The sequence below is a fragment of the Massilibacteroides vaginae genome (assembly GCF_900178525.1).
GTDB lineage: Bacteria > Bacteroidota > Bacteroidia > Bacteroidales > Tannerellaceae > Massilibacteroides > Massilibacteroides vaginae.
On sequence record NZ_FXDJ01000009.1, the window covers coordinates 1,570,737 to 1,593,066 of the forward strand.

The window sequence follows — 22,330 nt, forward strand, 5'->3', positions numbered from 1 at the left end:
CCCTTATTTATCAATTCGAACAACTACAGAACGTTTAAAATCAAAGTTGATTAATCCGTTCTCTGGAATTTGATCTGACCAGTTGTTTGCCCATGGATTATATAGTCGTATAGAAGAATAAGAATCCAGTCCGATTCGACTTAAAGACAATATTAACTTTCTGTTTTCGGGAGCTTTTTGTTCTACTAATTCTGTACTCCAATCAGAAAGGGCATCTCTGCACCAGAGTAGAGTATTGGATTGCCCATTCAAACCATAAATTCGTATATTATCTATTTGTAAGTAAAAAGGGTGATAATTTTCTCTCACTGGGTCAGTGTTCTTTATTGCTTCTGTAAATCGCCCAAAATGCCACCAGAGATTATTTTTTTCAATATAATAATCCCAATGCCAGCTTTGTCCTGGCCCGGCAGCTCCTGAGAAGTAAGGGGCAAAAAGGAGATCATGAAGTAAAATTCCATCCGTGTCTCTCTCATAAAGTTTGGACGGTCCTGCGTGATTTGCTTCTACTGCTCCAACTTCTGATAATAGCACAGGTTTGTCTGCAACAATGCTTCGGATTTCTGTAACTGCGTTTGATGCTAATGTATCCATGGCGACACGACAAATATCCCATGAAGCTCCAGGATCTAAATAGCGATGTACTTGCGCTATTTCGTTAGTTGGGATTGTCATAAAAGAGCGATAGGTGTCGATTCCCTTTAGATTATCGAAGCTACCTAAACTCTGCATAACTAAATGATTTGGAAAGACGGACTTGACACATGGAAGCATATCTGTCGTCCAATCTAATATACACTGTGTGTTGCCTGAAATATTTACTGTATTAATCTCATTCCATAATTCCCATCCGAAAACTATAGGATTATTGGTATAACGTTTGGCAAAGAAGTTAACTTTATTAATAAATAACTGTCTTCCTTTGTCACTATTGAAATATTCCTCCATGCATCGGAGCGATCCTTTATTTTCTGTTGAATAGATCGGTTTGTCAAAAGGTACAGACGTAGAGAAAGGGGCTGGTTGATTAGTTAGTTGCCTGAAGTTCTCAAAGCAAAACTTAACTCTAATACCATATTTCTCTGCATGTGTTAATAACTTATCTATTCTTTGTGCTATTCTTTCATCATACTCTTGTTCGGCGGTATGTTCAACTTCAAAGAAAGGAGCACTTAACCATATTCTTGTATAGTTGCCTCCGTTCTCCGAAAGAATTCGGAAACGTTGTTCGTATAGTGCTAAAATTTTTTCTTCATCTGTTTCAAAACGCTCCCAACAGATATTTAGTCCTATCGGGATGTATGCCCTGCCATCCTGATATTCGAAGTATCTTGAGTTAGAGGAACTTACTCTTATAAAGCCTCCTTTTTTTGTTTCTGAACAGGAAAACAAAAAGAAGAGAGAAAATAAGGGTAATACAAAGAATTCTTTCATGGTATAGTTAATCTTTATTAGAATTGGCAGTTGTTAAATAATCAACTGCCAATTCTTAATTATTTATTAATATCCCGGATTCTGATCTTTTATCGGATCTAATCCTTTATTATAATCAAACTCAGTAGTTGGTATTGGAAATAGAAAATGTTTATCGGCAATATCTATTCCTTTTGTTTTTTTAATAACCTCTTTCGCAATACCTAACCGTACAAGAAACTGCCAACGTTTCCCCTCATTGTAATTTTCATAAGCCTGTTCTTGAACCAATAAGTTCAAAAATTTTTCTTTGGTATTGTAATGTTCTAACTTGAAATCGACAGGGGAAACTGTCGTTGGTGAATATCCATAAGCTCTTCTATGAACCATATTTAGCTTTTCCATCGCTTCTTCAGTGGGTGAACCTGCTGTTTGTGTCGCGGCTTCTGCATATAAAAGCAATATATCAGCGTAACGAATTAAGGGATTAGAGACATTTGCTGCACCAGCTCCTGTAGCCTCTGAATCATAAAATTTAGTCGATAGATATGTATTGTCCCCCAAACCAAAATCATAATGTAGTAGATTGTATTCTTTTCTGAGATCTTTAACATCCCATTCCGAAATGAGTTTGTTGGATGTTGTTGTATATAAACCATACCAACCTCCCCCACCATGCATTTTCTTTCCGTCTATTGTAGCTCCTGGATGAGCGCACATCATAGGAAACTCCCAGCCCATATTATTTGTCCGTGAAGATTTAAAGTAAAATATCTCCTCTGTAGTATTTATTACATCAGGACCAAATATTTTTGCGAAATCTCTGGATGTCGTTACGGTTACTAAAGAATAAGTTCCACTATTAATAACTTCTTCTGTTAGTCGTTCTGTTTCAGAATAATTCCCTATGTAAGCATGGAATTCGGCTAATAAACATTTCGCCGCGTTTTTTCCAGGTGTTCCAATCAATCTAGGAACATCCGGGGCATTAGCTATGGCATATTCCAGATCAGTTTTAATAAGATTATGCACCTCCTCCGCAGAACTTTTACCCAAGTCCCATTCGGACATGTTTTCCTCTGTTCGTAAAGGAATATCATTCCAGAATTGAACCAAATTATAATAGCTTAAGGCACGCAAAAACTTTAATTCCCCAATATAGCTTGACTTTTGTGTGTCACTCAGTCCGGTTGCTCCCGATAAGCGCGAAATAGGAATATTGCAATCGCGGATAGCCCTGTAAAAGGTAGTCCAGATACCATCAGTTCTTCCCCTGTTTGTTGGATTTAATCCGGCATATTTGCTACCATCTTCCCAACTTCCTCTCCCATATTGATAGTCGGAAAAACATTCCATTAATGAATGAATATCTCTTCCGAATCCTCCTGTTTCTCTTAACCTGCTAATAGGAGCCATTACAGCTGCATCTGCTTCTGCAACAGTGTTATAAAAGGTTTCAGCAGCAATCGCTTTAGGTTTTTCTTCTAGCCAATCTTGACATGCTGTAAACAGCAGTATCCCGGTTGTTAATGTGATTATAGATGTTATTTTGTTCATAATTTATCTAATTGTTAAAATGATACTTTAGCACCAAAAGAAATTGTTTTGTTGTTCGGATATGTTAAATAATCTAGCCCGAGATTAACCGAATTACCTCCTCCCCATGAATTAACTTCAGGATCCATGCCGGAATAGTCAATATGTTTTGTGCACTTACGTAGATTTGAACCTGTTTCAGGTAGCGATTTAACCCCCATTTTTGGACAGGCAAATTATAGGCAAATGCTATGTTTTTTAATCGTAGATAAGAACCATCTTCAATAAATCGATCAGAATGTACCAGATTTTGATTTGCTGTAAGTTTAGGATATTTGGCTACTGTGTTTTGCTCTGCGGAATTGGAAGAGGACCAATGGCTATATAGAACATCTCTTTTAAGATTTAATCCCATTCCGTAGTCATAATTCGAAATTTCTCCAACATTGTAAATATCATTTCCTTGACTTCCCTGTAGAAAGAAAGAGAATTCAAAATTTTTGTATTGGATCAATGAATTTATGCCATAAGTGAAATCAGGATGGGGATTACCTAAAATTGATCGGTCTTCGTTTGTTAAATTCCCATCCTGATCAAAGTCTATATATTTTAGTTGTCCATTTTCATCATATCCATCATTGGTGTAAACATAAAAAACACCTAAAGGTTCCCCTTCTCTGATAAGGTTGATGGTTCCAGATACATATTGCAGATTTATATTACTTCCGAAAATATCACTTCCTTCATACAGTTTTTCCACTCTATTTTTGTTTACGGCAAAATTAACGGATGCATTCCATAGGAACTCTTTAGAGCGAATCAGATCTGCATCTACCTGTAATTCAAATCCCCGATTACTCATTTCCCCAATATTTTGGATTGTATTACTATAACCGGTTGAAGGAGGTAAAGAAACGGAGTTTAATAAATTTGTTGTATTTTTATAATAATAATCAGCAGTAACACGTAAACGTTGATTCAGTAGACTTAAATCAAGCCCTAAATTCCATTGAGTTGTTGTTTCCCATTTTAAGTTGGCCGGGAATGTTGTACTTGCTGCATAGTACGTATAAAGATCTCCACTAGCAGGAGCTTTTCCCTGACTAAGCATATTCATCGTAGTGTATGGTGAAATAGCTGTTGAACCGGTACTTCCCCAGCCAAGCCGAAGTTTTAAATCTGAGAGAAATGAAACCTCCTTTAGAAATTCTTCATCTGATATACGCCAAGCTAGAGCAGCTGACGGGAAATAACCCCATTTATCGCCTTTGCTATAGCGGGAAGATCCGTCAGCTCGGATGCTTGCTGTCGCTAAGTATTTGCCTTTATATGAATAATTAGCACGCCCTAAATAAGACATTAAGGTCCAATTAGTGAATGATGTGGAAGGAGTACCAAAACTTGATGCCCCCCCTAATTGATGAGATTCTGGAGCATCACTTAAAAAACCGGTACCGCTTGCGCCTAATGAAGTTCCGGTATACTCCTGATAAGAAAAACCACCCATAAAGTTTAAACGGTGACTTTTTGCTACTGTAAGATCATAGTTAACAATGTTTTCATTTATAATTGTTGTTTGCTGATTGCTTGATACTGATGTGTTAGAAGCATTATATAGATATTTTGAAGTTATATAATTATCTGTGCGATAGTTAAGTGATTCAATTCCTAAGGACGATTTTAATGATAATCCTTTCACTGGTTTCCATGTGATAGCTGTATTCACATTCGAAAGATCGGCTTTCGTTTTATCGCTGACCTCATTAATTCTGTTAATTGGGTTACGAATATTGTTTGACATGAAAGGGTAGGCTAAGCGAAGATCTTGATAAGAACCATCATCGTTATATGGTGTTAATGTTGGAGGGCTTGCTATAGCTGCTCCTACGATGGAACCACCTCTATTGTCTCCACCTGAATCTTTTATATGTTTATCTGTTCTTGTATAAGATGCGATTAAGGATAAATCAAGAAAGTTGCTGATTGCATGGTCAATGCTAGAGCGAATATTATATTTATTATATAAGCTTGTAGGAATGAGTCCGTCTTTCAACATTAAGGAACCACTTGCAAATATTTTTGTTTTTTCATTTCCACCTGTAATAGAAATGTTATGATTCTGAATTGGTGCATTTTTAAACACTAGCGATTGCCAATCTGTTCCTTTGCCGAACGAAGCGACTTGATCATTTGTGAAATATTCTTTTCCCGTGGCTATTAATCGTTGCTCATTATATAATTTTGCATATTCTGTAGCGTCCATCATATCCACTTTTTTAATTTGCGACTGTATGCCGTATTCAAAATTGTAATCAACAGATGTTGCTCCTGTTCTTCCTTTTTTTGTAGTAATAAGAATCACACCGTTTGCACCTCTGGAACCGTAAATAGCTGTTGCAGAGGCATCTTTTAATACTTCAATAGATTCTATATCATGGTTGTTTATAGAAGATGCGTTAGCTGGTATACCGTCGATTACATATAATGGAGTGTTATCTCCTCGGATAGAATTGGTGCCTCTAATACGGATGCTGAAATTTCCTTCTGGAGATCCAGTGTTAGATGTTATGCTAACCCCAGGTACACGTCCTTGTAAAGCTTGTATTGGGTTTGCTACAGTAAATGCTGTTACGTCTTTAGATTTTACAGAACTAAGCGACCCAGTCAAGTCACTTTTTCGCATCGTTCCATATCCAACTACTACAACTTCATCCAGAACCTCAATGTCGGGAGACAAAGAGATGGTGACATTGGTTGCTCCGTTAAGCGGAAAATCCAGCGAGTTATAACCAATGAAACGACATACCAAAATAGCGTTTGGATCACTTACTTCTAATGAAAATTTTCCATCAAAGTCAGCAGCTGTACCTATTGAGGTTCCTTTGATAACGACTGATGCTCCGATAAGAGGTTCGTTTGTTTGCTTATCAAGTAAAGTTCCTGTGATTGTCTTGTTTTGGGCAATGGAAGGAAGTGCACCAAAGACTAACGGAAAGAGCAAACACAAAATGAAATGATTTTTCCTGATTAACCATTCTCTCATAATAGTCATGTTTTAATTTTACAATGTGAAATTAGATTTACTATTGCAAAATAAGAAATGGTTTTTATAAAACCAAACAATTCAGAACAAATATTTTTTTTCCTCTTTAAGAAAAGGACGATATGGCTATTATATGAACGTTATTTTGACAACTAATTTTATTAGAAAACATAAAGGATATTATCTAATTACTGTTGATTATAGTACTTAAATCTGTAAAATAGCAACCTATTGTATTTTTGAGATATCAAAATGGGCTGATATTCAGCATGTCAATTTGTGTCAGGCTTGTTTTGTGGGAAAAGACTTTGTTATTTACAAAAAAGAAGGAAACGGCATGTTAAAAATGCGACTCTTGAATTTTATAATAATAGAATGACTTTTATGTTTTATTTTCCAATAATTTCAATTGCGCTTTTTCCGCTTCCTTGGCGGTTGACTTTAATTTGAACGGGGATGCGTTCGGTCATTTCCTGGACGTGGGATATTACGCCTATTTTTCGGCCTTGTGTGCGAAGGTTTTCGAGGGCGTCCATAGCTATGCGCAGCGTTTCGGAGTCTAATGAGCCGAAGCCTTCGTCGATGAAGAGACTTTCTACTTTCATGCGATTTGACGATAGGGAAGAGAGTCCGAGTGCTAAGGCTAAGGATACGAGGAACGATTCCCCTCCGGAAAGACTGTGTACGGTACGGATCTGGTCGCACATTTCCCGGTCGATGACTTGTAATGCAAGTGTTTCGGGAACGCGTTCGAGGCGGTAGCGGTTTGTTAGTGATTGCAACTGCACGTTGGCATAGTTCAGAAGTAAGTCTAAGGTGTATGATTGCGCGATTCTGCGGAACTTACCTCCGTCTGCCGATCCGGCCAGTTCGTTTAGTTTAGCCCATTGTTCGCTGGTCTGTTGTTTTTGCTCCGCTTCTTCTTTTAGTCCGGCTACTTGCTTTTTGTTGGCCTCTTGTGTTTGCAGGCGGAAATCGATGCCGGACTTAAGTTCTAACGCTTTCGACCAGCGTTCTTCCGGAAGTATACCCTCCGAAGTTTCGTGATACTTCTCTAACCATTCCGCTAAGGCTGTTCGCGCTGTTGTAAGCGTGGTGCTTAATGAAGTCAGGTCTTTGGCGATCTGCTCTTTCTGTCCGCGCGCCTGTTCGGCTATTCCGGCCTGTTCTGTCAGCGTACGTTGGAGTTGTTCTACTTCTTTCTTCTTTTGTTCGATTAGTTTATGCTGATCGGCTTCTACCGTGTCTGCCTCTTTTCCACCGAGAAGCAGGCTTCTTTTTTGTTTTAAATCCTGAAAAACAGTATGCTGCTTATGGTATTCTTCTTTTACGATCGTTAGTTCGTGCTGTAATGTAATGGCAAAGTCGTTGTATGACTTTTGTTCGGATTTCAATCCGCTCAACAGTTGCTCCAATTCTTGCGTTCTCTTTTCTTTTGATTGCCATTCAGCGGCAAAGGTGGTCAATCTCTGACGAAAACTGATTGGGTTTTCTTGCCATTTTTCTTGCCAGAAATCATTTCCAAAGAGGTCATTAGTGGCAGATAACACTCGCTCTAATTCGATCAGTTGATCCTTTTTTCCTTCCTGAATCTGTTGGATACGGCTATGGAGCAGCTTGATCGTGTTGTTCTGTTCATCACGGGATTTTTCGGCATCTGTTAGTGCTTTATTTGCCGTAACTATCTGTTCCCGTAGCTTGTCTACTTGTTTACGCTTATCAACCGTCTCTTTCAACAGCTTGTCTAAAGCGTTTGTTTGCTGCGTTAACTTGATGATTTCGGTCTGGATCTGCTGCATTCTCTCATGTACCTCTTTCGAAGCATAAGGGTGCTCGGTGCTTCCGCAAACGGGGCAAGGGGTGTTTTCGGTAAGTTTTGTCCGCAATTCTTTGGCGGAACTACCGGCCGAACTGAACATAAGCTGTTCCTGAAGGAATTGCTCACGTTGTGTCAGGATCGTGTTTTTTTGTTGCTCAATGCCGGTGGTATCCACCTTGCTTAACGCCTCTTCAGTTTGACCGCATTGCGCAGATAACGTTTTCAGTTCTTCTTCTTTTTGAACGAATAGCTGATTGGCTATTGCTGTTTGTTTGGTTCGTTTTTCTACCTCTTCCAACAAGTTTGTTTCTTCCTGTCTGACTTTTTCCAACGTAGAACGTGTTCGTTCTGCGGCATCCAAGTGGAGGAGGAGAGAAGGCAATTGCCGGGCTGTTTTTTCTTTGTCTTTATAGTTGACGAACCACTTTTCTATAGCGGCTTTTTCCGCTTCACTTGTTTGCAGTGAAGCGGCAATGTTTGCAGTTCGCTTAAGCGTTTCCTTGTTTTTTGTTTCTGCTTCGGTCAGGCGCTTTCTGTTGTCAGCCAATAATCGTTCAGCGTTAATCAGTTCCGTGTCTAATTTTCGGGCATCACGAAGCTGCGGTTGCAAATCCTTTAACGCTTGCTCTAAGGCAACCGATTCTTTTGCTTTGGTTTCCAAAGCCATTTCTGCCTGACCTCTGAGCTGCAACGATCGGATTAATTTTTCTTCGGCTTCCTTTTGTTCGCTTTCTTTCTTACGAAGTAATGAGGTTGTTGTGTTTACAGCTTCATTCAGCGTGTTCCAATCTTTCTTTGCCTGTTCCAGCTCTTTAAGTAGCATTTCTGTTTCCTTACGTTGCTGCTTCAGGAATTTTTCTTCTTCTTTCGGGAGAAGTTCTATTCTTGAAATTTGCGTTTGTATTAGTTCAAAAGCCGCACGCGCTTCGGCGTTCTTTTCATAGATCCGTTTGGATATTTGCGAATATAATTCCGTTCCCGTCAGTTTTTCGAGCAGGGCGGCCTTTTCGCCTTGTTCTGCTTTAAGAAAGGTGGAGAAGTCGTTTTGCGCCAATAAAACCGAACGGGTAAATTGTTCGAATGTAAGGCCAATCAGCTCTACGATTCGTTGTTGAAGGTCGGAGCGCGTACCTTGTTCCTCGCGCTCTTTATCTATGTTGAAGAGGGTAAGGCGCGGATTTTGCAAACGCCCGCTTTCTTTTTCACGGGCACGACTTACCGACCAACGCGCACGGTAACGATGTCCGTTCAGGGCGATAAAGTCTGTTTCCGCATAGCCCGTTGCCGTTCCTCTTCTGAGCAGGAACCTCGGGTCACTTTGTACCAACGCATCTTCGCTGATATCTTTTAAACGTACATTCAGTTCCTTGGCCTGATCGGTTCGGGGGGTACGGGCAAATAAAGCCAGACACATGGTGTCGAGTAAAGACGACTTTCCTGCTCCGGTAGGTCCCGAAATTGCGAAAATATTGGCGGAGGCCAAAGGATCGGACGTAAAATCGACTTCAAATTCCCCTTCTAACGACGCGATATTTTTTCCTCTGATAGCGACTATTTTCATTGCTGCACCTCCCGTACTACATTATTAAATAAATCTTTTATTTCTTCCGGTAATTCATTTCCAAACTTTGCGGTGAACGCATGCTCCAGCATGGTTACCGGCGAAATATTTTGTAGGTCACTGAATGTAAGTGGCGAGAAAGTATCATTCACCTCGTTTTTGGGATAAGAAGTAACAATGGAGGTAAGTCGTACGGCTTTGTTCTTAATTGCTTCCTCTACCCGGTGGCGAAATCCCGGATCGGGGGCTGTAAGTAGTACCCTTACTTCCAGATACGGACAGGATTGTACGTTATCGTCTGTTTTATCCGGAAGAGTCGATAAGGAGGAAAGAACCTCCTCCGGAGTTTGCGGTGTTGTGGGTATTCGCAATAACTCCACACACGTGGGGATTGAAACAGGACAAATGCTAACCGCTTTCCCCTTTTCTATTTGAATGGAAACAACCTGGTGGTTGTATTTTGTTTCGGAAAAAGACATGGGCAAAGGACTACCGGAATAGCGAACGCTATCTCGTGCTCCGACACGTTGTGCTTTGTGAATATGCCCCAACGCTGTATAAGCTAAGCTTTCGTCGAAAGTTTCCGGCGGGATAGATTCCAAACCTCCTATAATAATCCGTTCGCTCCGGTCGTTTTCAGACAATTCCGCGCTGCCTGCGTATAAATGCCCCATGGCTATGAGTGCATGTTCCGGCATCAGTTGCTGTTTCGCATAATTGGTAAGTTTTTGATACAAACGTTGCACACCTGCCATAAAGCTGTTCTCCTCTGCTTCTTCGGCCGGAGGATAATCTCCCTGTCTAAGATACGGCACACAAAGGCAGAGCGCTTCTTGTTTCCCTTCCCTATTATATAGCGGACACAGCAAAGAATCATAATCGATCTCGCCCGTTTTTGTCCGTTTTACCATACCCACAATCGTTGTGTTCAACTCTTCCAGCAAAGGCAACGGTGCCTCTAACCGGGCTGCCGAATCGTGATTGCCGCCGATGATTACAATCTGCAGGTGCGGGCATCCGGCTTTTGCCTCCCTCAGAAACCGATAGAAACGATGTTGGGCGAAAGCGGAAGGATTAGCTACGTCAAAAATATCTCCCGCAATCAGCAGGATATCAGTTTGTTGCTCTTTAAGCGTGTTGGCCAGCCAGATGAGAAAGGCGTCGTGTTCTGCTTCCCGGTCGTAACCGAAAAAAGTTTGTCCTAAATGCCAATCAGCTGTATGTATTATTTTGAGGGACATATTGTCTTGATCAGGTGAAATACAAAAATAGGAAGATTCATTGGAACTATAGGAATTTCCGGTTGACGAATATGTAGCTTCAAGCAAATTAACAATTCAAATTTTACGCTGAAATGGAGGTTGTTTTTTACCATACTATATGTTTGAAAATATATCCTTTATTTTTCTGAAGATATCCTTTATTTTTTCAAAAATAACCTTTATGTTTTTCGGCACACACAATGTGTTGATTATCAGTGATGTATAGGGCCGTCAAAAAACGAGAAGAAAAGTGCCGATTTTAACTTAAAAAAGGTGTAAAATTATTGTTGCCAACCGAATTTCCCGGTTGATCCCTGTTATTCATGATAAAGATTATATCTTTGTGCCATATTAAAACTATATTGTTCCGTTTCGAAACTATCAGATGAAAGCAGCAGGAAACCAAAAACTACAATTAAAAGCCGCCAAGAGCAAGGTAGGCTGTTTATCTTTATCTATAATTACATTTGTTGTTTTATTGTTGGCGTTTTGTGTACTTCTTTTTTTTCGATATAACACCTGGTTTGGGAATATTGAAGAAGCACCATATACTACACCTCCGTTTATTGACCGGATAACGCTTACTCCGGGTGAAAACTTTATGAGTGAACGAACCGTCAGCTGGCGTTTTGATACCATACCACATGAATCACGTGTAGAGTATTTTCGTGTTGACACGTTAAACACGGATACTCTTTTGCTCAATAGTGCTGTTATCCATGAAAAAATAAAGAGTCGTGCCGGTGATGCTTATTATTATCATGCCCGTTTGCCTAAACTGGAAGAAGGAGCAGCGTACAAATACCGGATCGTATCGGATAAAGAAACGACGAAGTGGATAGATTTTAAAATGCCCTCGTCTCCGGATACATTGCGCTTTATCTATATGGGAGATGTTCAGGATAAACAAGGGTTTGTAAGCGACTCGCTGTTTGATCTGTTGCGGAAGAAAGAAGTAAATTATGATTTTATTGCATTTGGAGGAGATCAGATTGAACGACCGATGGATAGCTACTGGACTATATGGTACGAATCTCTCCGGGAATGGGCAGGGCAGGTGCCTTTTGTTACGGTTCCCGGCAATCATGAGTATTTAAAAGGTATTACCTACCGTTTGGATTCCCGTTGGATTGCGCAGCACAACTATCCGGAAAACGGTCCCGAAGGTTTCAAGGGAAAATCTTATTACATAGACTTCCCACTTATGCGTATGATTATTTTGGACAGCAATACAATTCATTGGCCGCATGCCATATTGAAACACTATAATTGGTTGGAGAAAACACTGAAAGATGCCCGTCAACCTTGGGTAGTCGTGATGTTTCATCATGGTGTTTATACGGTGCGCGACGGAAGGATGCACCCTTTTATGCGTTATCTTTTTCTCCCATTATTGGAGAAATATAAAACAGATCTGGTATTGCAGGGGCATGATCATGCCTATTCGCGAATTACTACTAAAATAAGCGGAGATACAATTACGCCGGTTTACGTGATCAGTAATGCGTCTCCCAAATTTTATCGGAATGGATTTAACCCCATACATGATCGACTGGGTTCGGGCATCTCGCTGTATCAAAAAATTCAGCTGACACAAGATGAGTTAACCTATAAATCGCTCTTCTTTGACGGAGAAGTTTACGACGATTTAATGATTAAACGAACGCGCGAAGGCGAGAAAAAAATAATAGATAACGCGCGTAACCAGGCTGAGGTGTTTAATTTTGACGGCTTTGGAGATAACCCAAAAGGGATAAAGAAAAAAGACGCGTATCTGCAGGCAGTGAAGGAGCGAAAGGCTAATCGTCCGGAAAATTAAACTACTTTTGCAGTCAGTTAAATAATTATTTATGAGGAATAAGTATAGATGGACCTATAATACGGGTTTAGCCGCCCTTTTCAATTTGTTTTTATCGGTGATGAGTTTTATGCTCTGCCGTTTGATTTTTGTTTTGGTTAACTATCGTTATTTTACCGATCTTACTATTGACCGGTTGTTGACGATGTTTAAAGGAGGATTGACCTTTGATATTTCGGCCGTTCTATACACCAATATTCTTTATATCGTTTTCATGCTGTTTCCTGTTCATTATAAAGAGAACAAACTATATCAGCTGTTTACAAAAGGACTGTTCTTGTTTGTAAACACGGTCGCTATAGTGGTTAATCTGATGGATACAGTCTTCTTCCAGTATACCAACCGGCGTACCACTGCTTCTATATTTTCGGAATTTCAGTCGGAAGGAAATATTTTAAGTATCATAGGGATAGAAGCCGCGCGGCATTGGTATTTAGTGATAGGGGCTATCGTGTTGATCTATCTGCTATACCGGTGTTACAAAACTCCGGTTACAGCGATCCAAATCCCTAATAAATGGGCCTATTACCTTGTTCAGGTTTGTGTTTTATGTGTGTCGGGCTATCTGATTGTTTGCGGAATGCGCGGAGGAATCGGACAAAGTGTTCGCCCGATTACAATAAGCAATGCCAATAAATATGTAGAAGCACCTATAGAAACGGCGATTGTGTTAAACACGCCGTTTTCCCTATACCGAACTTTTGGAAAGAAACCGTTTAATGTTCCTGCCTATTGGGCGGACAGAGAGGCAATGGAAAACACGTATTCTCCACTGCATCAACCCGGAAAGAATAAGGATTTTACGCCGTTAAATGTGGTTGTAATTATTCTGGAAGGGTTTGGAAAGGAGAATTCCGGCTTCTTAAATCCTCATTTGGAGAACGGTCTCTATAAAGGATACACCCCGTTTCTTGATTCTTTGTTAAAGGAAGGACTTACCTATAAATACTCTTTTGCAAATGGGCGTAAAAGCATAGACGCGATGCCTTCTGTGTTGTCGAGTATCCCCATGTTTGTAGAGCCTTTTATCCTTACTCCGGCCTCGTTGAACGAACTGTCCGGAATTGCGGGCGAGCTAAAGAAAAAGGATTATTACACTGCTTTTTTTCATGGTGCGCCAAATGGATCCATGGGATTTGATTCTTATGCGAAGACTTCCGGTTTTGTCGATTATTTCGGCATGGATGAATATGGAAACAGAAATGATGATGATGGCAATTGGGGTATTTGGGATGAGCCGTTTCTGCAATTCTTTGCTAAAAAACTGAATACATTCCGGCAACCGTTTATGAGTTCGGTCTTTACTTTATCTTCTCATCATCCATATATTCTTCCTCCGGGTTATGAGGGGAAATTTCCTAAAGGAAAAATTCCTATACATCAATGTATAGGTTATACCGATTATGCTTTGCAACGGTTTTTTGAAGCGATTTCAGGCGAAGAATGGTTTAAAAATACCCTTTTTGTTATTACGGCGGATCATACCAATGCTAACGACCATGCGGAATATCAAACATCGCAAGGCCTTTTCTCAATACCGGTCTTGTTTTACAGGCCAAACGGCGAACTGAAAGGTTATGATCAGGAACGTATCGCTTCACAAAACGATATAATGCCAACCGTGTTGGAATACTTAGGTTATGACAACCCTTACATCGCTTTCGGAACGGATTTGCTGCAAGTTGAACCGGAGGAGACATTTGCCGTAAATTACTTTAATGGAATTTATCAATTCTTTAAAGGAGATTATCTATTGCAGTTTGACGGAGAATCAGCAGTGGCGCTCTATCGCTTCAAAACAGACATTATGCTGACCGATAATCTGTTGGCCGTTACGGATGAGGATACATTAGCACCTCTTTTGTCGCAGCTAAAATCAATTATCCAGCAATATATGGAGCGGATGACTGAAAACCGGATGATTGTAAAATAAGTTAGTATTTAAACGGTATTTTCAGCTGGATATATTTACTATCCTCCGTAGTTGCGTTGCTGATTGTGAGTCCCAGTAATCTGACTTTCTTTTCATTCAGATCAATAAGTTGTAATAAGTCCTCCGAGATACCGATCAACGTGTCTATCGTTTTGATTTGATAAGGAACCGTAGTGCTACGGGTGATTTGTTGAAAATCCGCGTACTTTATTTTAAGCGTGACGGTTTTGCCGTAAAATTCACTTTCTAAAATACGTTCCCAGAGAGTCTCCCGTATTTCGTTAAGTTCTCTCCTAAGGCTGTGTATATCTCCAATATCCTCCAAGAAAGTATTTTCAGCCCCTAATGATTTGCGTATCCTCTCCGGTTCCACTTCGCGGTTATCTATACCTCTCGCGTATAGGTAATAACTCAGACCTGCTTTACCGAAGGCTGCTACTAAATCTTCTTCTGAATGTTGTTTTAAATCAGCACCCGTATAGATACCCATTTCGTGCATTTTAGTTGCGGTAACTTTTCCTATTCCGAAAAAACGTTCAATTCGAAGTTCTTCAACAAATTTTTCGGCATCCTCCGGTTTTATCGTGAACATGCCATTGGGCTTATTATAGTCTGACGCTATTTTAGCCAGAAACTTATTAAATGAAATACCGGCAGAAGCGGTCAGGTTTGTTTCTTCCTTTATGCGTTGTCTGATTTCACGGGCAATCAGCGTGGCAGAAGGGATGTTTTTCTTGTTGATCGTTACATCTAAAAATGCCTCATCAAGAGATAGTGGTTCGACAAGGTCTGTGTAATCGGTAAACAGTTGATGGATTACGTCGGAGACTTCGTGGTAAACATCAAATCGAGCGGGAACAAAAATCAGGTTGGGGCATTTTCGAAGAGCTACAACAGACGGCATGGCCGAACGCACCCCGAACTTTCGGGCTTCATAGCTTGCGGCAGCTACCACACCTCGCTGACCGGAATATCCAACCGCAACAGGTTTCCCTCTTAACGCCGGATTGTCTCTTTGCTCTATGGATGCATAAAAAGCATCCATATCGATGTGTATTATCTTTCGTGTCAAGGTTGTTTTGCCGTATCAGGCTTCGGGCGCCTGATACAGATAGCGTTTAATACTTCTTTTCGGTGTCTTTTCGAATTCATGTTGCTGGATATCGAATCCGGAAATCTTTGAATAAGCCGGAATCTGTTTGTTCAGTTTATTGATATTTTCCTGTATCAGTGAATTAATTGAGGCACGATCAATATGATTTTTATCTATAGCTTCCCAATCCGGGTAGATCAGTGCGAGAAGTTTTCCCTGGCTTGAAACGATCAATGACTCGGCTACGAAGTCCATGTTGTTCAGTTTGTCTTCGATCTCCTCCGGATAGATGTTTTGTCCGTTACTACTTAGTATCATCGTTTTGCTGCGTCCACGGATATACAAGAAACCATCATTGTCAATGATTCCCAGATCGCCTGTACGCATCCAACCGTCTGCTTGCATAACAGCTGCTGTAGCGTCTTCATTCTTATAATAGCCAAGCATGAGATTTGTGCCTTTCACTAAAATTTCACCTACGCCTTTTTCATTGGGCGAATCGATTTTCATTTCCATCCGGTCAACTATCCGTCCAACAGATCCTTGCTTGAATGTGTCCCATTGTTCGTAAGCAATCAAAGGACCGCATTCGGTCATGCCGTAACCAACCGTGTATTTGAAATTTATTTGACGGAGGAATGTTTCCACCTCCTTGTTTATCGCCGCGCCACCAATCACAAGCTCTCCTAAATTACCGCCAAATGCCTGATACAGTTTGTCGGCTATTTTTTTCTTTATGATTTTGTTAAACAGCGGTGCTTTCCATAAGAAGTTAATAACAGGCTTCTGAAGCTCAGGAAATACCCGGCTTCTGATAATCTTTTCAATAACAAGAGGAACTGCCAGTATCAAGGTGGGACGTATTGTCGCGAATGCCTCTCCGATTATCTTCGGACTCGGAGTACGGGCAAGAAAATGAACATGACAGCCCTTATTGACCGAATTTAATATATCAAATGCCAATCCGTACATGTGTGCTATCGGCAGCATACAAACAATATTATCACCCGGAGAAATAAAAGGAAGTTTGTCGTAAGCGAATTGTGTGTTACTCCACAAACTGCGATAGGGGATCATCACCCCTTTTGAATTGCTTGTTGTTCCCGACGTATAGTTTAAAACGGCAAGTTCTTCAGGTTCTTCGATGTGGTATTTGATATTTTCAACCGAAAACGAATCTGGGAATTTATTTTGAAAATAACTGTCGATGTTTTCCTTTACTTCCTTCACTTCGGGGGTTGCAGAGGCGATAATGGAAAAATCATCCAGTAGCATAAACAGTTTTACACCCGGCATTTGTGCTTGGTCTAAATGCTCCCAGTTGCTTCCGGCTACCAATAACGCCTTTGCTTCCGAATGGTTAACGATATTGTGTATGTTTTCCGGAGTGAAATCATGCAATATAGGAACAGCTACGGCACCATAAGCCAGCACGCCAAAGAAACTGATAGCCCAATGAGAGGAATTACGCCCTACTAAGCCTACCTTATCCCCTTTTTTTATTCCGGCATGCTCTAAGAGAATGTGTAACTTTTCAATTTGAATAGCCACCTCCGCAAAGGAGTATGTGCTGCCATTAAGATCTGAAAAGGCAGGTAAATCCTTGTGATTTTTAAAACTATTCTCTATAAGTGCTAAAAAACGATTGTCCATGATTGTCTGTATTTATACAGCTGTTAAACTGTTAGTTATAAGAGCAAAGATAATAAAAAAGTGTATCGCCTTCTATTTATTCTCTATCTCTATTTCTCCTGAAGGACGTTTTAGTTCTCCTCTGCCTTTAGGCGCTCCGAATATTGGATTACCATGCTTGTCGAATGTGAATTTTTGTAGGTAAACTTCTCTGTTGTCCCAGCCTCCATCTAACGCTTTTTTTGAATGGTAGTATATCCAATGTTCTTTATCGTCTGGAGAGGTTGTTACGCTGGCATGTCCTACTCCATGAACTGTTGCTGTTCCTTGAAATACAGGTTCTGGTGATTTTATCCATGAATCAGCAACTAACGGATCGCTGTCAGAAGATTTCAACCGGAGTTGCCCCATTTTATAATGTTTTGTCCAGGAACCTCGCGTAGAATAAAAAATAAAAATATCGTTATCATGTTGAAGTATCTGAGGACCTTCATGCAATACAATATGATCTCCCTTTTCCCAATCCAGTTCAGGTTTGGATAATAATACTCTTTTTCCTACAGTCCAGGGATTGATCAGTTCGGCTATATAAAGGTATTGATCCACATCATGATGGTCGTGAAGCCTTTCCCAGCCTGACCATACCGCATAATTTTTCCCTTTATGTTGTAAAACGGTCATGTCTATAGCCCAACAATTATCTTTCTTTTGTTCGGGATCATCTCCGGTATATACTTTTCCTTTGTCTATATAAGGACCGAATGGGCTGTCACTTTCCAATACACCGGTACGTTGTGCGTAAAATGGTGCTCCATTATGGACGGACGCGGCATAATAGATATACCATTTTCCGTTTATCGGATGGATCTCTGGTGCCCATAAGTTGAAACTGTTCCATGCGTTTTGTGGGGGAGTCCAAACTTTCTCCTCCCGTTCAAACTTCGTGAGAAAACGGGACTCAGTGACCGTGAATCCATTGTCCTTGCTGAAAATCGTATAGTATTTTCCTTCCTGCTTAATCATGAAAGGATCTGCCCCATAGCGTAACGGATTCGTGAAGTTTTCCGGAGTATTCTTTTTTAGTCCTTGTGCCGATAAACAGGCAGACAATATAAAAATAGAGATGAAAAGAATGATTTTATTACCCATAATTGCACTTTTATTCTTCGCCTTTTTTCTTGTTACGTTTGTATTTGTATTTTTCGAAGTCACTCATTTGTCTTTGTTTTACCTTGTCGGGGCGTTGTTTGCCAATACGCGGACCGGACGATTTGCTTTTCTTCGATGTGGCTTTAACTCTGCTATCCTTCTTTTTATCCGTGTTTTCCTCCCCTCTTGCTTCTTTTGGTGCGGCATGATGTTTAGGCGGTTTCGTGTAGTCCGGTATTGTTTTTCCTTTTGGCGGTCTACTGCTCTTTTTAACCTGAGCCTTAGGCTTGCTTACTTCCGCTTTATTGTCCGACTTTTCCAGCAGATCGAAAAGCTCTTCCAGTTCAGTTAGCGTAAGCTCCCGGGTGTTTCCTTGGCCCAATTTACCCAGTTTGATATTCATAATTTGAGTTCGCTCAAGTTTGGTTACTTCATAATTAAAGTACTCGCACATTCTTCTTATCTGCCGATTTAAACCTTGGATAAGCGAAATTTTGAACGTATAAGGATTGACTTCTTCCAACTCACATCTGCGGGTTACCCTGTCCAGAATAGGTACACCTGCAGCCATTTGAGTCAGAAACTCTTTAGTGATAGGTCGGTTTACCGTTACAACATACTCTTTCTTATGGTTGTTGCCGGCTCTTAAAATCTTGTTTACGATATCGCCGTCATTCGTTAGTAAAATTAACCCCTGCGAATCTTTATCCAAACGCCCGATCGGGAATATGCGCTGCTCATGGCTGATAAAATCGATAATGTTATTTTTGTCCGTCCGATCAGTCGTAGAAACCACGCCAACAGGTTTATTAAACGCGATATATATAGGTTCAATCTCGTGGCTGATCAGGTTGCCATTCACACGAACCTTTTGACCGGGGAGCACACGGGCTCCGATAGCAGCACGAATACCGTTGACCGTTACATTGCCACTCTCAATAAATCTGTCTGCCTCGCGTCTTGAACAATAGCCCGACGCGCTAATATATTTGTTTAATCTATATTCCATAAAATACTATGCCTGTAAATGGGTTTGGGCGGTAAAGATACGAAGATACAAACAGAAAAGATCAGTATAGCTTCGAGTTAATGCTATAAAACTGATTATTCATCCTTTATGATTAAATATTTTACTGATAACTATCAGAAATAATTTATCTTTACGAAAAATGTATGCTTACAAAATGCAATCATTTTTGTTTAGCACGAAAATTAATGTTGGCTGATTATTTTTTTTATAAACTGTATGAAAATGAGGGTTTTGTTATTTGTCCTTTTTATAACGGTTGTCTTTTCAGTTTCTTCTTCCGGACAACGTAAATACTCGGTAGTGCAAAAAGACACAACCGGAGTGAGTCTTAAATATAAAGATCCATTTTGGAAAAAAACGATAGCACCCGTAACTCTTTTCGGCTTATCGGCCATTAGTTGGCAAAAAGATACCGACGTAAGATCTCTTCGTAACCGTTACGTGCCTAACTTTAAATATAGATTGGACGATTATATGCAATATGCTCCCGGGGCAACGGCCTTTGCCCTTAAACTATCGGGAGTAAAAGGGCGAAATAAACTCGGACGATCAGCGATAACATGGGGTGGGGGCATGCTGATTATGGGCGGATTGGTTAATTCAATAAAATACTCCGCAAGGGTGATGCGTCCGGATGGTACCACCCGAAATTCATTCCCGTCGGGACATACCGCCACCGCATTTATGAATGCTACGTTTCTACATAAAGAATATGGTCTTGTAAACCCGCTATATAGTATTTTGGGCTATTCGATGAGTACGTATACAGGTGTGAGTCGCAGTTTAAATAATCGTCATTGGCTTTCCGATATACTGGCCGGTGCCGGTATCGGGATTCTCTCAACCGAATTAAGCTATTTAATCGTTGATAGCTATTATAAGAATAAAGGCGATTTCTTTACCGAATTTGATGCCGTTGAGGAAATTGAAAATCCGTCATTTGTATCTGTGAAAATAGGTCAGTCGTTTTATATTGAAGCAACAACAATTGAACGATTCGGTTTAGAAAGTGCGATTGAAGGAGCTTACTTCTTTAATAAAAGATGGGGGATAGGAGGAGAAATCGGCTTTCTACACATGCCTTTCGAAAATGAGAATATTGAAGATTGGGATGAATTAAACGAAGTGGTAGATCATCCTTATCTTGATGTAGAATCTCAGGGAATGGCTACACTTCTGGCCGGAGGATATTATTCAAAGTTTTTAAGTAGAAAAGTCATATTTCAGAGTAAGGTGCAAACAGGCATTGGCATTGGAATAGGAGGACGTATGGATATTAAAGGCGATGCGAAAAATACAGTTCCACCGGTTGAAACAGGAGTTCCCTTCCTGAAGTATGATGTGAAAAATACTTGGGTTGTAGGTTGCGGGGCTTCTGTTACAATGATGATGGCACCTACATTAGGTTTGTCATTGTATGCAGACTACAAGTATGCCGACCCCCGGATTAAAATAACAGTATCAGACTATTATCAGGATTTACCCGAAGAAGAGAAGTTTGTAGACGATGGGCATCTTCGGGTAAGCGCAATGTCGCTTGGTCTGCGGCTGACATCATTTTTCTGATAAACACCTCCTAATTATCAGACCTGATTATTTCTTTTTTTTAGCTGTTGATTTGTATTTATTTGACTACTTTTGGAATATGAATTACCTATTTTAGTAATACCATTAATGAGTTTAATAATTATGAGTAACAGACGTACGTTTTTAAGAAATGCTTCGCTTTTCGCGGCAACAGGATTGTTGGCCGGAAAAGGAAATTTGATTCAGGCAGCACCCGTACAATCTCCGGTTGCAACGAGTGCGAAAAAAGAATTGGGATTACAGATCTATTCCCTGCAGAAAGAACTTTACGATGACTTACCAAAACGGATGAAGCAACTGAAAGAATCCGGGTATACGAAATTTGAACTTGCCGGATATGACAAGGGTAAAATTTCAGGTGTTGAAATGGCTGAATTCAAGAAAATTGCCGGAGATAATGGCATAAGCATCGATAGTTCTCACGTAATGGCTCCACTTGGCGAAGGCTTTATCTTCAAGGAATACACAAAGGCGTTGATACCACAATTTAAAGAATTCTGGAAGGTGGCTGCTGATGATCATGCAAAGATTGGTTGTAAGTATTTAATTCAGCCGATGATGCCGCAGTGTAAAACAATTGAAGACGCTTCGCTGATATGTGAAGTTCTCAATGTGGCAGGTGAGATAGCAAAGAATGCCGGTTTACAGTTTGGTTACCACAATCACAATATGGAATTCGAACGGTTGCTTACCGAAGAAGACAAGAAAAAAGAATTTAATTTCTTCCAGAAACCGGGTACACAGATATTGGATCTCTTCATGCGAGATACAGACCCCTCCCTTGTTGTCTTTGAATTAGACGTATATTGGACGGTGATGGGACAAAATGACCCGGTGGAATACATGAAGCAGAATGCCGACCGGATAAAAGCCCTACATATAAAAGACCGCGCGGTGTTGGGACAAAGCGGCATGATGAATTTCGAAATGATCTTTAAGCAAATGTATGCGAACGGAATAAAAGACTTCTTTGTGGAATTAGAACAAATGCCCGATGGCCGGACTCAATTCGAAGGAATAACAGACTGTGCCACCTACCTTCAGCAAGCTTCATTTGTCAAATAACGAACAGAAAATAATCAAAGTAACAAGGCGCTCAGAAAAGTTGTTTCTGAGCGCTATTTTTTTGCATTACTATATGTTTAAAAAGATATCCTTTATTTTTTCAAAAATATCCTTTATTTTTCAAAAAATAACCTTTATGTTTTTAGGGCTTTTTAAAGCGTTGAATAGCAGCAACATACAGGTTCGGTTTTTTGTCGTCCCTTCCCACCTCTTTTTTCACCCCGACCGAAGCTAAACTCTGCGCAAACAAGCCGGACCACAATCCATCGAATCGTATTGAAAAAGAAATTGGATTTTTTAGAAATCTTATCAAAAGAATACGTATAATTTTTCGGTGCTGACGGGGATG

At 40.2% G+C, this 22,330-nt stretch carries 13 protein-coding genes; 4 read left to right on the forward strand and 9 right to left on the reverse strand.

Features of this window, described 5'->3' with window-relative positions:
* Positions 1-3: 3 nt before the first annotated feature.
* The 5 genes from B9Y81_RS15000 to B9Y81_RS15020 all read right to left on the reverse strand — a co-directional run bounded on the left by B9Y81_RS15000 (position 4) and on the right by B9Y81_RS15020 (position 10,613).
* Positions 4-1,434 carry a glycoside hydrolase 5 family protein gene (locus B9Y81_RS15000; protein WP_085537704.1) on the reverse strand — a complete coding sequence of 477 codons (1,431 nt, stop codon included), beginning with the start codon at positions 1,432-1,434 and terminating at the stop codon, positions 4-6.
* Positions 1,435-1,500: 66 nt separating this feature from the next.
* Positions 1,501-2,970, reverse strand: a complete 1,470-nt coding sequence (locus B9Y81_RS15005) for a RagB/SusD family nutrient uptake outer membrane protein (RefSeq protein WP_085537705.1) — start codon at positions 2,968-2,970, stop codon at positions 1,501-1,503.
* A 73-nt stretch (positions 2,971-3,043) separates the two neighbouring features.
* Positions 3,044-5,992 (reverse strand): SusC/RagA family TonB-linked outer membrane protein, encoded by a 2,949-nt coding sequence (locus tag B9Y81_RS15010; RefSeq protein ID WP_217809500.1) that lies wholly within the window; start codon positions 5,990-5,992, stop codon positions 3,044-3,046.
* 389 nt (positions 5,993-6,381) lie between these two features.
* Positions 6,382-9,372, reverse strand: a complete 2,991-nt coding sequence (locus B9Y81_RS15015) for an AAA family ATPase (RefSeq protein WP_085537706.1) — start codon at positions 9,370-9,372, stop codon at positions 6,382-6,384.
* A complete protein-coding gene (locus B9Y81_RS15020) occupies positions 9,369-10,613 on the reverse strand; it encodes an exonuclease SbcCD subunit D (RefSeq protein ID WP_085537809.1) in 1,245 nt (414 codons plus the stop codon). The genes B9Y81_RS15015 and B9Y81_RS15020 overlap by 4 nt, the downstream gene beginning before the upstream one ends.
* Positions 10,614-11,019: 406 nt before the next feature.
* On the opposite strand from B9Y81_RS15020, the gene B9Y81_RS15025 reads away from it, so the two are divergent.
* Positions 11,020-12,453, forward strand: a complete 1,434-nt coding sequence (locus B9Y81_RS15025; protein ID WP_085537707.1) for a purple acid phosphatase family protein — start codon at positions 11,020-11,022, stop codon at positions 12,451-12,453.
* A 31-nt stretch (positions 12,454-12,484) separates the two neighbouring features.
* Positions 12,485-14,425, forward strand: coding sequence for an LTA synthase family protein (locus B9Y81_RS15030; RefSeq protein WP_085537708.1), 1,941 nt, complete (start codon positions 12,485-12,487; stop codon positions 14,423-14,425).
* A 1-nt stretch (position 14,426) separates the two neighbouring features.
* Here B9Y81_RS15030 and dinB read toward each other — a convergent pair whose 3' ends face one another.
* From dinB to rluF, 4 genes are all read right to left on the reverse strand, one after another.
* Positions 14,427-15,497 (reverse strand): DNA polymerase IV, encoded by a 1,071-nt coding sequence (dinB, locus tag B9Y81_RS15035; RefSeq protein ID WP_095996290.1) that lies wholly within the window; start codon positions 15,495-15,497, stop codon positions 14,427-14,429.
* A gap of 15 nt (positions 15,498-15,512) precedes the next feature.
* Positions 15,513-17,171, reverse strand: coding sequence for an AMP-binding protein (locus B9Y81_RS15040; protein ID WP_085537710.1), 1,659 nt, complete (start codon positions 17,169-17,171; stop codon positions 15,513-15,515).
* A 72-nt stretch (positions 17,172-17,243) separates the two neighbouring features.
* A complete protein-coding gene (locus tag B9Y81_RS15045) occupies positions 17,244-18,299 on the reverse strand; it encodes a glycoside hydrolase family 43 protein (RefSeq protein ID WP_139822933.1) in 1,056 nt (351 codons plus the stop codon).
* 10 nt (positions 18,300-18,309) lie between these two features.
* Positions 18,310-19,308, reverse strand: coding sequence for a 23S rRNA pseudouridine(2604) synthase RluF (gene rluF, locus B9Y81_RS15050; RefSeq protein WP_085537712.1), 999 nt, complete (start codon positions 19,306-19,308; stop codon positions 18,310-18,312).
* A 243-nt stretch (positions 19,309-19,551) separates the two neighbouring features.
* Here rluF and B9Y81_RS15055 point away from each other — a divergent pair, with 243 nt between their 5' ends.
* The gene (locus B9Y81_RS15055) at positions 19,552-20,895 is read left to right on the forward strand and encodes a phosphatase PAP2 family protein (protein ID WP_176221504.1); all 1,344 of its coding nucleotides are present in this window, start codon (positions 19,552-19,554) and stop codon (positions 20,893-20,895) included.
* Positions 20,896-21,018: 123 nt separating this feature from the next.
* On the forward strand, positions 21,019-21,981 hold the full coding sequence (locus tag B9Y81_RS15060; RefSeq protein WP_085537714.1) for a sugar phosphate isomerase/epimerase family protein: 963 nt from the start codon (positions 21,019-21,021) through the stop codon (positions 21,979-21,981).
* Positions 21,982-22,330 lie beyond the last annotated feature (349 nt).

What these genes read in the sequence shown, in the direction of transcription:
- B9Y81_RS15000 (WP_085537704.1), bottom strand. Translation starts at nt 1,434, where the DNA reads ATGAAAGAATTCTTTGTATTACCCTTATTTTCTCTCTTCTTTTTGTTT.
- B9Y81_RS15005 (WP_085537705.1), bottom strand. Translation starts at nt 2,970, where the DNA reads ATGAACAAAATAACATCTATAATCACATTAACAACCGGGATACTGCTG.
- B9Y81_RS15010 (WP_217809500.1), bottom strand. Translation starts at nt 5,992, where the DNA reads ATGAGAGAATGGTTAATCAGGAAAAATCATTTCATTTTGTGTTTGCTC.
- B9Y81_RS15015 (WP_085537706.1), bottom strand. Translation starts at nt 9,372, where the DNA reads ATGAAAATAGTCGCTATCAGAGGAAAAAATATCGCGTCGTTAGAAGGG.
- B9Y81_RS15020 (WP_085537809.1), bottom strand. Translation starts at nt 10,613, where the DNA reads ATGTCCCTCAAAATAATACATACAGCTGATTGGCATTTAGGACAAACT.
- B9Y81_RS15025 (WP_085537707.1), top strand. Translation starts at nt 11,020, where the DNA reads ATGAAAGCAGCAGGAAACCAAAAACTACAATTAAAAGCCGCCAAGAGC.
- B9Y81_RS15030 (WP_085537708.1), top strand. Translation starts at nt 12,485, where the DNA reads ATGAGGAATAAGTATAGATGGACCTATAATACGGGTTTAGCCGCCCTT.
- B9Y81_RS15040 (WP_085537710.1), bottom strand. Translation starts at nt 17,171, where the DNA reads ATGGACAATCGTTTTTTAGCACTTATAGAGAATAGTTTTAAAAATCAC.
- B9Y81_RS15045 (WP_139822933.1), bottom strand. Translation starts at nt 18,299, where the DNA reads ATGGGTAATAAAATCATTCTTTTCATCTCTATTTTTATATTGTCTGCC.
- rluF (WP_085537712.1), bottom strand. Translation starts at nt 19,308, where the DNA reads ATGGAATATAGATTAAACAAATATATTAGCGCGTCGGGCTATTGTTCA.
- B9Y81_RS15055 (WP_176221504.1), top strand. Translation starts at nt 19,552, where the DNA reads ATGAGGGTTTTGTTATTTGTCCTTTTTATAACGGTTGTCTTTTCAGTT.
- B9Y81_RS15060 (WP_085537714.1), top strand. Translation starts at nt 21,019, where the DNA reads ATGAGTAACAGACGTACGTTTTTAAGAAATGCTTCGCTTTTCGCGGCA.